Here is a 14005-nt window from a genome sequence, read left to right as displayed (position 1 = left end):
TGACCACCGCGAGGAGCCGCCGAGATAGACTTCCAGCGCATTGCCCCCGTAGCTCAGTTGGATAGAGCAAGAGCCTTCTAATCTCTAGGTCGCAGGTTCGATTCCTGCCGGGGGCGCTTTGTGTCTGATCTTGTATCAGGCTGCCCGGCATCGTCCGACTCAGCCTCGATGACCGTCTGCGACGGCGCCGTCCGCTCCCACAGCACCGCGCCGACGCACGCCGTGATCACCCAGCCGGCGCCACTGATCCCGCACCACGTGAGCAGCGCCATCGCCACGCCGATGGGCCCGAAGTCGTCCCACCCGCGCAGCAGCGGCGGGAAGATCATCCGAGCAGCCAGCGGCAGGATGGTGCCCTCGATGACCACACCCGCGAAACCCGCGAGTAGCAGGGCGGCCCGGCCCCGGCCGCCACCGCGCACCAGTAGCGCGGGCGTGATGGTCCAGAAAATCCAGACCGGGATCAGTGACACCGCGAAGAGCAGAACCTGGCTCCAGCCGTGGTGCTCGGCGCCGAAGGCGATGCGTTCCCGCACTCCGATCATGGTCAGGTACAACACGAACCACGTCACTCCGCGCCACAGCTTGCCGCCCCAGCCGAAGGGCTCGCGGCGCCACGCCTTGGCAAAGATTCCGGCGATGGTCATCGACATCGGGATGCCCCAGACCAGGAAGCTCGCGACGCCGAAGAACGTCCAGTTGGACCGTAGGCCCGACGCGCGGCCGAAGGCGGCCCGTACGTGGTCGGTCAGCGGCGACACCAGGCCGAGCTGCCGGCTCACTACGACGCCGGGACTGGCGCTGTCGGCGAACCCGGTGAGATAGCTGAAGCCGATGATCGCCAACGGGATCACCGTGGTGAACAGCTGCACCGACACCACCGTGCCCAGGGTGCCGCCGTCGATCTCGTTGAAGCGGTTGACGACGGCGACGATGGGCCGCAGCTGGCGCATCTCGGCCAGCTGCCGGTACCGGTCTTCGACGCGTTGCCGCATTGCCGGCGATTCGGCGTCGTCGCTCATGCTCCCCCTTCTACGGACCCGGGCATTGTGCCCGGTCGGGGGTGCTCTGCGCGCCGAAACGGCGTGAGGTTCGGGTCAGACGGACTTGGTGATGCCGTAGTAGGCGACGATGTCGTCGGTGTCGGTGGTCGAGCTGGTCAGCACCGCGTAGGACCGCAGGAAGGACTGGCCGACGCAGCCGTCGACCTTGACGTGCGTGTCCTTGAGCGTGATGCGCACGGGCGCGGCCTTGAAGGACTTCTTGTCGACGGGTACCTGGGTGACCGTGCCGGGCTTCGGGTGGATTTCCACGGTGCCCGACATCGGGACACTCACGCCCGTGGGGAGCAATCCGGCCAGCGTCGACCCGGAGGTAGCGATACCGATGGAGCCGACCAGACGGACCTGGCCCAGCTCGATGCCGCAGCCGATCTGGTAGCCCGCCTCCAGCGTGCCGCCGGCGAGGGTGGTCTTGCCCTTGCCGGTCACTGTTCCGGTGAACGTGCCGCCCACCAGGTATTCGCGGGAGCTGACCGCTGTCGTGAGAGGTGCGACGGGCAGCTCGGTCTCGTTCTTGGCCACCACCGTGAGCGTCCAGCCGTCGGGCGTTGTGACCGTCGCCGGTTCGTCCGAGGCCACGATGCCGGTGTCCGGCGGCGGGCCGTCGTCACCGGCGGGCGCGGGGTCGGCGAACGCGGTGGTCGCTGCCCCCAACGGGAGCAACATGCTCACAGCAGCAACCACAGCAAAACGCTTCAACATGAACTCCGAACGCCTCTCAACACGAACAGCAAAGCAATCACACAGTTGTTTCGCAGAAATGACCTCGGGTAAAGGTTTTGACTCACGTGAGTCGAAACACAGGCCATAGGCTGGGGTGGTGTCCGATCTCGTACTGACGCAGGTCATCGACCGCGTCGCGCTCATCACCGTCAACGATCCCGACCGCCGCAACGCGGTGACCGCGGAAATGTCTGCCGGCCTGCGGGCCGCGATCAACGCCGCTGAGGCCGATCATGGCGTGCACGCCGTGGTCGTGACGGGCGCAGGCAAGGCGTTCTGTGCCGGCGCCGATCTGACCGCGCTCGGTGCCGCCACGGTGAACGGTCTGCGGGTGATCTACGACGGCTTCCTCGCGGTGGCCGACTGCACGCTGCCGACGATCGCCGCGGTGAACGGCCCGGCCGTCGGGGCGGGGCTGAACCTTGCGCTCGCCGCCGACGTCCGGATCGCCGGGCCCGGCGCGGTCTTCGACCCACGGTTCCAGAAGCTCGGGATTCATCCGGGTGGCGGCGCGACCTGGATGCTGCAGCGCGCCATCGGCCCGCAGGCGGCACGGGCGGCGCTGTTGTTCGGCATGAGGTTCGACGCTGACGCCGCCGTGCGGCACGGCTTGGCGCTGGAGGTCGCCGACGACCCCGTCGCCGCGGCTCTGGCGCTGGCCGCCGGTCCGGCATCGGCACCCCGCGAGGTGGTGCTGGCCACCAAGGCGTCGATGCGCGCGACGGACCATCCCGGTGTCCTGGACAACGAGCAGCACGCCAAGGCGGTCGACATCGAGATCGCCCCGCAGGCGGCATCGATCGAATCACCGGAGTTCGCTGCGCGATTGGCCGCTGCCAAGCAACGCTGACTATCCGTCGAGCAGCGCCAGTTCGGGCGTCTCGATGAGGGCCCGTAATTCACCGAGGAACGCGGCTGCCCCGGCTCCGTCGGCGATCCGGTGGTCGAAGGCACAGGTGAGCGTCATGGTCGGCCGTGCCACCACCTCGCCGTCGCGCACCACGGCACGGGGCTTGAGCGTCCCCATCCCGAGGATCGCCGCCTCCGGATAGTTGATGACGGGTACCCCTTCATCCAGACCGAGCGCCCCGAAGTTCGACACGGTGAACGTCGAGCCGTGCAACTGGGCGGGTTTCAGCGTGCCCTCGCGGGCGGCGCGGATCAGCCCGTCCACCGCCCAGGCCAGCTCCCGGGTGGACAGGCGCTCTGCGTCCCGTACCACCGGCACCAGCAATCCACGCGAGGTCGCGACGCCGATACCCAGGTGCACCGATTCGTGAAGATGCACGCCCGCACCGTGTTCGGCCGGCACCCAGGTGGCGTTGAACTCGCGGTGGTGCCGCAGCGCGATGGCGAGCAGTCGCAGCGTCAACACGAACGGCGTGACGGTGCCGTCGGCGACGGCCAAGGTGTCGCGCACCCGGAGCAATTCAAAACAGTCCACCTGCACCGAGGCATGCGCGTCCGGTATCTCCTTGCGTGACACCGACATCCGGCGTGCCATCTCGGCGTGTACGCCGGTCACGGGAACCAGGTCGGCGTCGACGGTCTGGTGCGCCGAGGCGAGCACGTCCTGACGCGTGACGATGCCGTCCGGTCCGGACGGCGCCACCCCGGCCAAGTCCACATGTAGTTCTGCAGCCAGCTTGCGCACCCGCGGTTTGGCCCGGGGACGGCGCCGGGTGGTATCGAGTTCAGCGTCCGCGCCGTAGCCGACCAGCACGGGTTTGCGTTCGGGTGCTTTGGCTTTCGGCTCGGCTGTGGGCTCAGCCTGTGGCTCGGGTGCAGGTTCCGCCACCGCCGGCGCATCGGTGGCGATGCGGACCAGCACAGCGCCCACGGCGAGCGTCTGCCCTTCTGCCCCACCGAGTTCGGTCACCACACCGGCGTACGGGCTGGGTATCTCCACGGCCGCCTTGTTGGTCTCCACGGTGCACAGGACCTGGTTGAGCTCGACGGTGTCCCCCACTGCCACTGCCCAGGAGGTGATGGTGGCGTCCTCCAAGCCTTCACCGAGGTCGGGTACCAGGAAGTCGCGTGTCGCCGTCATGGCTGGCTCATCGCCTGGTGTACGCAGTCCAGCAGCCGGTCCACGCCGGGCAGCCACAGTTTCTCCAGCCGGGCCGGCGGGTAGGGAGTGTCAAAGCCGGTGGCGCGCAACACGGGTGCCTCCAGGTCGTAGAAGAGCTCCTCGGAGATCCGGGCGGCCAGTTCGGCACCGAACCCCAGGGTGCGCGGCCCTTCGTGCATGATCACCGCGCGCCCGGTTTTGCGGATCGAGGCCGCGATGGTGTCGAAGTCGAGTGGGTTCAGCGACCGCAGGTCGATGACCTCCAGGTCATGGCCGTCAGCCAGATCGGCTGCAGCCAGCGCAGTGTCGACGAGTGAGCCGTAGGTGATGACGGTGACGTCCCGCCCGGCGCGCCGCACCGCGGCCCGCCCGATGGGTGGCGCCGGCACGCTGGTGTCCAACTCCCCCTTGGTCCAGTACCGGCGTTTGGGCTCCAGGAAGATCACCGGGTCACGAGACGAGATGGCCTCGCGTAACAGCCAATACGTGTCCGACGGCGTCGACGGGATCACGACCTTGAGTCCGGCGGTGTGCAGCCAGTACGACTCGGTGGATTCCGAATGATGTTCCACCGCACCGATACCGCCGAACGACGGGATGCGGATGGTCACCTGCATGTCGACATCGCCATGGGTGCGCATCCGGTACTTCGCGAGATGGCTGACGATCTGATCGAACGCCGGGGCGGCGAATCCGTCGAACTGGATTTCGGGTACCGGCACCATGCCGCGGATCGCCATGCCGATGGCGATCCCCACGATCGCCGACTCCGCCAGCGGGGTATCGAAACACCGTGCTTCCCCGAAGGTTTCGTGCAGGCCATCGGTGACCCGAAACACCCCGCCCAGCTGGGCGACGTCCTCGCCGAAGACCAGCACCCGGTCGTCGGCGGCCATCGCGTCGTGCAGGGCGCGGTTGATGGCCTGCACCATGGAAACCGTGGTCGCCGTGGGCGATCCGGTTGGCGGCCTCGGCTCGTCGGGCTCCGCGTCACCGGGCCACGCCGGTCGCTCGATGATCTGCGTCATGTCAACCCTCCCAATCCAGTTCGGCCAACAGCGCGTCACGCTGCCGGGCCAGTTCGGGTGTGATGTCGGCGTAGACGTTGTCGAACATGTCCGCGACGTCGAAGTCCGGTGCGGACAGGACGGACTCACGCAGATCAGCGCGCAGTCGGCGCGAGCGGTTCTCCACGTGCTCCTGCAGTCGTGGGGTCCACACCCCGACGGTTTCCAGGTAGGCCCGGTAGCGCGCGATGGGATCGCGTGCCTCCCAGTGCTTCAGCTCGTCCGGGTCGCGGTAGCGGGTCGGGTCATCGGAGGTGGTGTGCGGCCCCATCCGGTAGGTGACGGCCTCGATGAGCGTCGGACCACCACCGTCACGGGCGCGCTGCGCCGCCTCCGACACCACCGCGTAGCAGGCCAGCACGTCGTTGCCGTCGACCCGGATTCCGGGCATGCCGTAGCCGATGGCGCGGTGCGCGATCGACGGTCCCGCCTGCTGGTGACGCACCGGCACCGAGATGGCCCACTGGTTGTTCTGCACGAAGAACACACACGGCGCCGAGGTGACGGCCGCGATGTTGAGCGCCTCGTGCATATCGCCTTCGGAGGTGCCGCCGTCGCCGACGAACGCCACGGTCACCGAGTCCTCCCCGAGCCGTTGCGCGGCCATCGCCGCGCCGACCGCGTGCAGGCCATGCGTGCCGATATCTATCGATATTGGCGCACAGTGCTTTTCGGTGAACCCCAGGCCGCCATGCCAGCGGCCCCGCCACACGGCGCTGATCTGGGCGGCCGTGATGCCGCGGACCAGCAGGGCGCCGAGTTCTCGGTACTGCGGGAACAGCCAGTCGGTCTTGCGCAGGCAGGCCGCCGCGCCGACCTGCGCGGCTTCCTGGCCGCGGCACGAGGCGAACAGTGCGAGCTCGCCCTGACGTTGCAGATTGACGAATTCGCCGTCCAGGTCGCGGGTGACGACCATCTCCTCGTAGAGCCAGCCCAGCGTTTCGGGCGGCAGGTCGCGGCGGTACCGCGCGTCGGAGGTGGGTGCGCCGTCGGGCGCGATGAGTTGCACGGGTTCAAGGTCCACCCGGTTGTCCAGGCCAGGGACCGACACATCAGCCATACCGCCTCCTTTCGGTGACGGCATGTTCGGCCGCCAGTCCGCGAGAAGCTCAGCGCGGTGGCGACCAGGGCAACCCCCGGGTGATGGGGGTCGCCGGCCGATGCCGGGGTGTGGCATCAGTCGGATGATCCGCTCTGCTCGCCGCAGTGCTGGGGCATCACCGCCATTATGCGCCCGAACCCGATCCGGCCGTGGTCATCGCAGGTAACGGAGTGAATACGTGTCGCGGCGGGGACACGACCGGCGAATCCGGACAGCCGCTTGTCCGCCGAACGTATGAAACACCTGGATTGGTGGTCGTTTGCCAGATCGATTCGAGCGCTCGGCCGTAGATCGTCGTCCGAACGTGCTAAAACCAATATGCCAGCATCGTAAATGTGCGGGGAGGCGAGGGAATGACGGGGCGTTCACCGCGGGTAAACATCGACTTTCAACTGGTAATTCGTCCGACAGCCGGGGGTACGGCCCGTACCTCCGCACGGCGTTCCAGCAAAGGAATCGCCAACGTCTCCGCGATGGCCTCCACGGGAGTGCCGATGCCATCTCAATTGTTCGCTGCATCTGCTCCTGGTGCGACGTATCGTGGCCGGGCCGCCGCATCCGGGTAACGGAAGACGATCAGGCCAACCATGGGTGACACGGCGGACGCCGCCCGGCGCAACTTCCTGAGTCAGGCGATGCTGCTCAGCCTGGTGCTGCGCAACGGCGGCAGCTTGGTGGTGTACGCCGTCATGGTCACCACCGAGTATTCGGTCAGTGCCGTCGGCACTGCTTTCGCACTGGCGGCCGGCACCTGGGCCACCTATCGGCTGATCACGCATTCCACGACAGCACGCGTCTTCGCAGTCGACTACGCCGTCACCATCGTCGCCTGCCTGACCATCCCGATGCTGGCGTCCAACGTCCATGTCCACCTGTCCACCTTCAGCCTGGTGGCCATTGCCGGGACAGCGATCATCAGCTTCACCGTCTTCACCCCATGGATCAATGTCGCGCTCGCCCTCGGAGTGGCCGCTGCGTACGTTCTCGGCACCACAGCTTTCGGGTGGGGCCACGTCGGCGGCAACATCGCCGTCTACTTCGCGGTGCTGTGGCTGGCGGCGACGCTGAACCGCGTTCTGATGTTGCGGGTCACCGATTCGGTCGACGCCGCGCGCGCGAACCGGCATGCCGCCGAACTGCAACACGAGGTCAACGCAGCCGTCCGTGAGTACGACCGGGAACAACTGCGGCTGCTGCACGACACCGTCGCCTCCACGCTGCTGATCGTGGGCACCGGCAGCGCGGTGTCGCCGACGCGTATCGCAACGCAGGCGCGCCGCGATCTCGAAGTCTTCGACGATCGGTCGTGGGCACCGGCTCCACCCGCCGATCTTGTTGCGGCACTGCGTGACAACATCACACACATCACTACCCCGGTCACCTTGGCGGGACCAACCCAGATGTGGCTGGACGGTGCCACCGCGACGATCGTCGCCGCCGCGGCACGCGAAGCCCTCACCAACGTGGACCGGCATGCCGCCGCAACTGGCGTCACCGTCACGATCCAGCCCGGCCTGGTGCGCATCGCCGACGACGGCTGCGGATTCGACGCCACGCAACCAACCCATGGATACGGACTGGCCAACTCGATCGCCGCCCGCATGCGGCGGCTCGGCGGCGAATCAGTGGTGACGACAGCACCGGGGCGCGGCACCACCGTTGAATTACGCTGGCCCACATCCACTCCCGTGGCGAATCCAGCAGACCCGGAGCGGATGATCGAACGCGCCCGCACCGGATACAGCCTGATGTTGACCGCTTATGCCATCGCCAACCTACTGGCGATCGCCCCCACCGCGATGCACTCGACCGCACACCCCAAGCTGCAGTTGGCATTGATCGCCGTAGCCGCGGCCATCACGCTCTCGGCCGTGGTCCGGCGCCTCGGCGTGCCCGGTCTGCCCACCCGTGCGGGCATTGCCGCCTTGCTGGTTATTTCGGTGGTGCAATCGGCGTCCCTGCCGGTTGCGCAACTCGACACCGACGTGCAATGGATGCAGGGCGCGATCGGCTGGTGCGCGCTCCCCCTGTTGCTCAACGAGAGGCTCCGCTACAGCATCAGCATCCTGGTCCTGTGTTGGACCATCCCGATCGGCTACGCCGTCGTTCACGACCTCTCGATGGACAACATCGTCGACATCGGGTACGGCACGGTGAGCGTTCTGCTCATCCAGCTGTGCGGCCTGTTCTTCGACAACCTCATCAGAGGTGCCGCCGCCGATGCGGCCGCGGAAACCGCTGCGCGCAAGCAACTTCTGACCGCGAACCGGATCGCCGATGCGGTTCAGGCCGAGTACCTGCGCCGCTACGCCGATCTGGCCGAGACGATCCGTCCGCTGTTGGTGAGCCTCGCCGACGGCGCTCCGCTGGACGCCGCCGTCCAACAGCACGCTCAGAACGAATACCAGCGACTGCGAACGCTTTTCGACCAGTCGTCGATATTTCAGCACGTCCTGTTGCGCGAGCTGCGTCCGCACATCGACGCCGCCCAGGATCGCGGCGTTGCGGTAGCCATCAACGTCGACGGCGCCTTACCCACCGTCGACGAAGCCGCAGCACGGCGGATCGCGCACCTGCTCGACCTCGCCCTCGCCGCGACCAGCACCGCCGCTCGCATCACCGTGACCGGCGAATCGACCGGCGCGGAGATCAGCGTCGTGTGTCACGGCGCCAAAGTCGCCGAAATCCCGACCGAGATTGACGTCGGCGCCAACGATGGATTCGACGTCACCACCCTCGACGACACCGTATGGATCACCTTCCAACTCCAGCTCGCAGAAGGACCAGTCAGCCATGACCTCGCCGGCCACCCCGCCTGAGCCCCTGGCCATCGCCGTCGTCGATGACCACGACGTCATCCACACCGGCATCGCCGCATGGTGTGCAAAGGCCGACCCGCCGATCCGCGTCGCATCCGACCATCCCGATGCCGAATCCTTCCTTGCCCTGTATCCCAAGGCCGGTGGCGAGCTGGCCGCGGTCATCCTCGACCTCGAATTACGCAGCCGCCAGCCCGATTTCGACGCCGTCACCGCCATCGTCGACGCCGGTCATGCGGTGATCGTCTATTCGCACCTGGAGAACGCCGAGGTCATTCTGCGCTGCCTGTCCATCGGGGTGATCACGTATCTGGCCAAGAGCGAAGGCCAGAGCCAGCTGATCGAGGCCATCCGCGCGGCCAGCACCCACGAGCCGTACGTCGGGCCCCGGATGGCCGCGGCCATCTGCTCGGACACTGATTCCGGCCGCCCCGGGCTCACCCATCGCGAACGCGAAGTGCTCAAGGCCTGGTTTCAGACGGAAAGCAAGGACATCGTCGCCAAGCGCCTGCACCTGGCCCCAACCACCGTCCGGACCCACCTGCAACGCGTCCGCGCCAAGTACGCCGCAGCGGGGCGGCCGGCAGCCACCAAAGCCCAACTCGTCGCCCGCGCGGTGCAAGACGGCATCCTCAGCGTCGAGGAGCTCTAGTCCCCTCGCGAGCAGACGTAAAACTGTCCCTTTTCATCGAAAAAGGGACAGTTTTACGTCTGCTCGCGGGAAGAACTATTGCGGCGCCAGTGCGACGATCCGCTGTGCGCGGCGGAGCACCGGCATGTCGACCATCAGACCGTCGTACTGGAACACCCCGCGCTCGCGGGTCGCGGCATCGAGCACCGCGCGCGCCCAGGCGATTTCCTTCTCGGTGGGGGCGTAGCCGGAGCGGATCACCGCGACCTGCGTCGGGTGGATGGCGACCTTGGCGTCGAATCCGACGGCCACGGCATCGTCGACCTCAGCCCGCAGACCGTCCAGGTTCTTGATGTTCAGATAGACCGAGTCCAGCGCGAGCTTGCCGAAAGCCTTGGCTGCCAACAGCGATTGCGACCGGACGTGCTTTGCGACATCGCGGTAGCTGTCGTCGGGCCACCGGTTCGCGGTGCCACCAAGTGCCGCGAACAGGTCTTCGGCACCCCACATGACGGCGTAGGTGTTGTCGACGCGGGCGGTCTCGGTGACGGCGAGCGCGCCGAGCGGGGTCTCCACCAGCACCACCACATCCAGCGGCGCAAGCGCCCGAACCTGTTCAGCTGATTCGGTTTTGGCCAGCATCACCGTGGTGTACGGGGTGCGGGCCAGCGCCTCCAGGTCCAACGGGTGATCGGCGGTGTCCGACGGATTCAGCCGCACCACCGTGCGCGACGGGTCCAGCGGGGTATCGATCAGCGCCTGACGAGCGGCCGGCCGGTCTTTCGCGGCGCAGCCGTCCTCCAGATCGAGGATCACCACATCAGCTGCCGCCGCTGCCTTTTCGAATCTCTCGGGCCGGTCGGCCGGGCAGAACAGCCAACCGGGACCGGGTGCCTGCAGCGCCATCAGACCGCGTCCGCCGGGCGCTTGCGGACCATCGTCTTGCGCGACGCCGTGGCGACGACGTCGCCGTGCTGATTGCGGCCGGTGTGGGCGAACGTCACGATGCCCTCTCCCGGCCGGCGCTTGGACTCGCGCTTGTCGATCACCTCGGACTCCGCGTACAGCGTGTCACCGTGGAAAAGCGGCCTGGGGAAAGCGATGTCGGAGAAACCGAGGTTCCCGACGATCGTGCCCTGCGTCAGCTGCGCGACGGACAGACCCACCAGCGTCGACAGCGTGAACATCGAATTCACCAGCCGCGCATGGAACGGCGGCAACGCGTCGGCGAACGCGGCGTCCAGGTGCAGCGCCTGGGTGTTCATGGTGAGCGTGGTGAACAGCACGTTGTCGGCCTCGGTGATGGTGCGGCCGGGTCGATGTTTGTAGATGACGCCCGGCTCGAACTCCTCGAACCAGAGCCCGCGCTGCTCGACGATCCGCTTGTCGGTCACAGCCCGGCCTCACGCGCGATCAGCATCAGCTGCACCTCCGTTGTGCCTTCACCGATTTCGAGAATCTTCGAATCGCGGTAGTGCCGGGCCACCGGGTACTCGTTCATGAAGCCGTAGCCGCCGAACACCTGGGTGGCGTCACGGGCGTTGTCCATCGCGGCCTCGCTGGCGATCATCTTGGCAATGCAGGCCGCCTTCTTGAACGGCTTGTCTGCCAGCATGAGTGCCGCCGCGTCGTAGTACGCGGTGCGGGCGACGTGTGCGCGGGCTTCCATCCGGGCGATCTTGAAGGCGATGGCCTGGTAGCCACCGATCTTGCGGCCGAACGCTTCCCGCTCCTTCGAGTACTTCACACACTCGTCGACGCAGCCCTGCGCGACACCGACCGACAGCGCGGCGATGGCGATGCGGCCCTCGTCGAGGATCCGGAGGAAGTTGGCGTAGCCGCGGCCGCGGTCGCCCAGCAGGTTCTCGGCCGGCACCCGCACATCGTCGAAGCTCAGCGGATGGGTGTCCGAGGCGTTCCAGCCGACCTTGTCGTAGGCGGGTTCGGCCGTGAAGCCCGGGGTCGGCACCGGCACCAGGATCGCCGAAATCTCCTTGTGCCCGCCGGGCAATTCGCCGGTGACCGCGGTGACGGTGACAAGCTTGGTGATGTCGGTGCCGGAGTTGGTGATGAACTGCTTGGAGCCGTTGATGACCCAGCTGTCGCCGTCCAGCTTGGCGGTGGTCTTGGTGGCACCGGCATCGCTACCGCCGCCGGCCTCAGTCAAGCCGAAGGCGCCCAACGCCTTTCCACTGGCCAACTGCGGCAGCCATTCCTGCTTCTGCGCCTCGGTCCCGAAGCGGTACACCGGCATGGCACCCAGCCCGACGCCCGCCTCCAGCGTGATGGCGACGCTCTGGTCGACCTTGCCCAGTTCTTCCAGGGCGAGGCACAGGGCGAAGTAGTCGCCGCCCATGCCGCCGTACTCCTCGGGGAAGGGCAGGCCGAACAGGCCCATGTCGGCCATGCCGTCGATCACCTTGTACGGGAAGGTGTGGTCCTTGTCGTGCTGAGCCGATACCGGCGCGACAACGGTCTGCGCGAATTCCCGAACCGTCTTGGCCAGTTCGGCATAGTGGTCCGGCAGGGTGCCGGTGGACAGAAAGTCGCTCACTTGGTCTCCTCGGTTGCAGCGATAATCCGGGCCAGCGGCTGGCCCACTTTGACCTGATCGCCCACGGCGACAAGCAATTCCACGGTGCCGCCGACCGGCGACGACAACGCGTGTTCCATCTTCATGGCTTCGACGGTGACCACGACGTCACCAGTGCCGACCGTCGCACCGTCCTCGACACCAACGGCGACAACAGATCCGGGCATCGGGCTGACGATCTCGGCGTCGCCGCTGTGTTCGTCATCGGCACGGACCGGGGCTTCGCGCACATCCTCGATCACGATCGTGCGGCCGGCACCGGCCAGCCACAGCCGGTGATCCTCGACGGCGGTCAGGTATTCGGTGCGCAGACCGTCGACCGTGACGATCAGGCGGTCACCGTCCAACGACGCTGCCACACTCCGCAGTTCGCCATCTTCGATACGTGCCGTGGCGGCCGTGGGCGTGCCGGTGAGGTGGACGTGGTCGGTGCGCTCGCCGGCCCGCAGCCGGATCGTCGTCGCAGCGTGCTCCCCGATCCGCCAGCCGGACGGCGTGGCCCACAGCTCACCTGCGTCGGCCCAGCTGTGCAGCCAGCGGTACGCGGCAGCGGCGATGAACTCGTCGTCTCCGGCCTGGGCGGCGACGTAGTCGCCGGTACGGCGGTCCAGCAGACCGGTGTCGAGGCGTCCGGCGATGACGTCCTCGTCGGCAAGCAGGAAGCGCAGGAAGTCGATGTTGGTACCGACACCCAGCACGGCGGTATCGGCCAGCGCCCGATCCAGGCCACGACGCGCCGACTCCCGATCCGGGCCGTACGCGATGATCTTCGACAACATCGGGTCGTAGTCGCTACCGATCACCGAGCCGGCCCGGATGCCGGAATCCACTCGGGCATCGGCAGGTTCGGCCAGTGCCAGCACGGTGCCGCCCGTCGGCAGGAAGTCGCGCGCCGGGTCTTCGGCGTACACGCGGGCTTCGATGGCGTGCCCGGTCATGGTGATGTCGTCCTGAGCCACCGGTAGGGCGTCACCAGCTGCCACGCGCACCTGCAGCTCGACCAGGTCGATGCCCGTGACCAGCTCGGTGACGGGGTGCTCCACCTGAAGGCGGGTGTTCATCTCCATGAAGAAGAACTCGTCGGGCCGGTCCGCCGAGACGATGAACTCGACGGTGCCCGCGCCGCGGTAGTCGACGCTGCGGGCGGTGTCGCAGGCAGCCGCACCGATCCGCGCGCGGGTCGCCTCGTCCAACACCGGCGACGGGGCCTCTTCGATGACCTTCTGGTGCCGGCGCTGCAGGCTGCACTCGCGCTCGCCCAGATGGACGACGTTGCCGTGGCTGTCCGCGACGACCTGGACCTCGATGTGCCTGGGGTTCAACACGAATCGCTCCAGGAACAAGGTGTCGTCGCCGAATGCCGACGCGGCCTCGCGGCGGGCCGAGGCCAGCGCGGCCGGCAGCTCCGCGGCGGCATGCACCACCCGCATGCCCTTGCCGCCGCCACCGGCGGACGGTTTCACCAGGACCGGGAACCCCACCTCGGGGGCGCCGGCGATGAGGTCCTCGTCGGTCAAGCCGGGACGCGAGATACCGGGAACCACGGGCACGCCGAAGGCCGACACCGCCGCCTTGGCGGTGATCTTGTCGCCCATGGTGCCGATGGCCTTGGCCGGTGGCCCGATGAAGACGATGCCCGCGTCGTGCAACGCGGCGGCGAATTCGGCGTTCTCCGAAAGGAATCCGTAGCCCGGGTGCACGGCCTGGGCGCCGGTGCGCCGGGCCGCGGTCACGATGGCCTCGATGCTCAGGTAGCTCTGCCGGGCCGGGGCCGGGCCGATGTTCACGGCGACGTCGGCCTCGAGCACGTGCCGGGCGCCGGCGTCGGCATCGCTGAACACCGCGACCGAACGAATACCCATGGCCCGCAACGTCCGAATGACGCGGACCGCGATCTCGCCACGATTGGCAACCAAGACGGTGTCGAAGGTCTTCATC

At 67.5% G+C, this 14005-nt stretch carries 13 protein-coding genes and 1 tRNA gene; 6 read left to right on the top strand and 8 right to left on the bottom strand.

Translation table 11 applies throughout. The features are described from left to right. Positions 1-42: 42 nt before the first annotated feature. The 3 genes from TL10_RS02185 (at position 43) to TL10_RS31400 (ending at position 1089) form a co-directional block, all read left to right on the top strand. Positions 43-116, top strand: a tRNA-Arg gene (locus tag TL10_RS02185). 52 nt (positions 117-168) lie between these two features. After that, the gene (locus TL10_RS31405; RefSeq protein WP_043984335.1) at positions 169-825 is read left to right on the top strand and encodes a hypothetical protein; all 657 of its coding nucleotides are present in this window, start codon (positions 169-171) and stop codon (positions 823-825) included. A gap of 9 nt (positions 826-834) precedes the next feature. After that, positions 835-1089, top strand: coding sequence for a hypothetical protein (locus TL10_RS31400; RefSeq protein WP_043984334.1), 255 nt, complete (start codon positions 835-837; stop codon positions 1087-1089). An 8-nt stretch (positions 1090-1097) separates the two neighbouring features. On the opposite strand, the gene TL10_RS02170 is transcribed toward TL10_RS31400, so the two are convergent. Beyond that, the gene (locus tag TL10_RS02170; protein ID WP_043984333.1) at positions 1098-1763 is read right to left on the bottom strand and encodes an MspA family porin; all 666 of its coding nucleotides are present in this window, start codon (positions 1761-1763) and stop codon (positions 1098-1100) included. A 118-nt stretch (positions 1764-1881) separates the two neighbouring features. Here TL10_RS02170 and TL10_RS02165 point away from each other — a divergent pair, with 118 nt between their 5' ends. After that, entirely contained in the window at positions 1882-2634 is a 753-nt protein-coding gene (locus TL10_RS02165) for an enoyl-CoA hydratase (protein WP_043394641.1), read from the top strand. Here TL10_RS02165 and TL10_RS02160 read toward each other — a convergent pair whose 3' ends face one another. The 3 genes from TL10_RS02160 to pdhA are packed head-to-tail and all read right to left on the bottom strand — an operon-like array spanning position 2635 to position 5982. Further along, positions 2635-3834: a dihydrolipoamide acetyltransferase family protein gene (locus tag TL10_RS02160; protein ID WP_043984332.1), complete on the bottom strand. Its 1200-nt coding sequence runs from the start codon at positions 3832-3834 to the stop codon at positions 2635-2637. Then, entirely contained in the window at positions 3831-4883 is a 1053-nt protein-coding gene (locus tag TL10_RS02155; RefSeq protein WP_043984331.1) for an alpha-ketoacid dehydrogenase subunit beta, read from the bottom strand. The genes TL10_RS02160 and TL10_RS02155 overlap by 4 nt, the downstream gene beginning before the upstream one ends. 1 nt (position 4884) lies before the next feature. Then, positions 4885-5982 (bottom strand): pyruvate dehydrogenase (acetyl-transferring) E1 component subunit alpha, encoded by a 1098-nt coding sequence (gene pdhA / locus TL10_RS02150; RefSeq protein ID WP_043984330.1) that lies wholly within the window; start codon positions 5980-5982, stop codon positions 4885-4887. A gap of 629 nt (positions 5983-6611) precedes the next feature. On the opposite strand from pdhA, the gene TL10_RS02145 reads away from it, so the two are divergent. Continuing rightward, a complete protein-coding gene (locus TL10_RS02145; protein ID WP_052506272.1) occupies positions 6612-8843 on the top strand; it encodes a sensor histidine kinase in 2232 nt (743 codons plus the stop codon). Beyond that, on the top strand, positions 8818-9495 hold the full coding sequence (locus TL10_RS02140; RefSeq protein WP_043394381.1) for a response regulator transcription factor: 678 nt from the start codon (positions 8818-8820) through the stop codon (positions 9493-9495). Before TL10_RS02145 ends, TL10_RS02140 begins: the two co-directional genes overlap by 26 nt. Positions 9496-9570: 75 nt before the next feature. On the opposite strand, the gene TL10_RS02135 is transcribed toward TL10_RS02140, so the two are convergent. From TL10_RS02135 to TL10_RS02120, 4 genes are read right to left on the bottom strand one after another with little or no spacing between them, the layout of a single operon-like run. Continuing rightward, a complete protein-coding gene (locus TL10_RS02135; RefSeq protein WP_043984329.1) occupies positions 9571-10380 on the bottom strand; it encodes an HpcH/HpaI aldolase/citrate lyase family protein in 810 nt (269 codons plus the stop codon). Beyond that, on the bottom strand, positions 10380-10868 hold the full coding sequence (locus tag TL10_RS02130) for a MaoC family dehydratase (RefSeq protein WP_043984328.1): 489 nt from the start codon (positions 10866-10868) through the stop codon (positions 10380-10382). Before TL10_RS02130 ends, TL10_RS02135 begins: the two co-directional genes overlap by 1 nt. Beyond that, positions 10865-12028, bottom strand: coding sequence for an acyl-CoA dehydrogenase family protein (locus TL10_RS02125; RefSeq protein ID WP_043394387.1), 1164 nt, complete (start codon positions 12026-12028; stop codon positions 10865-10867). The genes TL10_RS02130 and TL10_RS02125 overlap by 4 nt, the downstream gene beginning before the upstream one ends. Then, on the bottom strand, positions 12025-14004 hold the full coding sequence (locus TL10_RS02120; protein WP_043984327.1) for an acetyl/propionyl/methylcrotonyl-CoA carboxylase subunit alpha: 1980 nt from the start codon (positions 14002-14004) through the stop codon (positions 12025-12027). The genes TL10_RS02125 and TL10_RS02120 overlap by 4 nt, the downstream gene beginning before the upstream one ends. Position 14005 lies beyond the last annotated feature (1 nt).

Origin of the sequence: Mycolicibacterium llatzerense, from assembly GCF_000878195.1 — a bacterium.
Lineage (GTDB): Bacteria > Actinomycetota > Actinomycetes > Mycobacteriales > Mycobacteriaceae > Mycobacterium > Mycobacterium llatzerense.
Note: the sequence above shows the minus strand (reverse complement) of the source record. Positions and strands in the feature narration are given on the sequence as shown.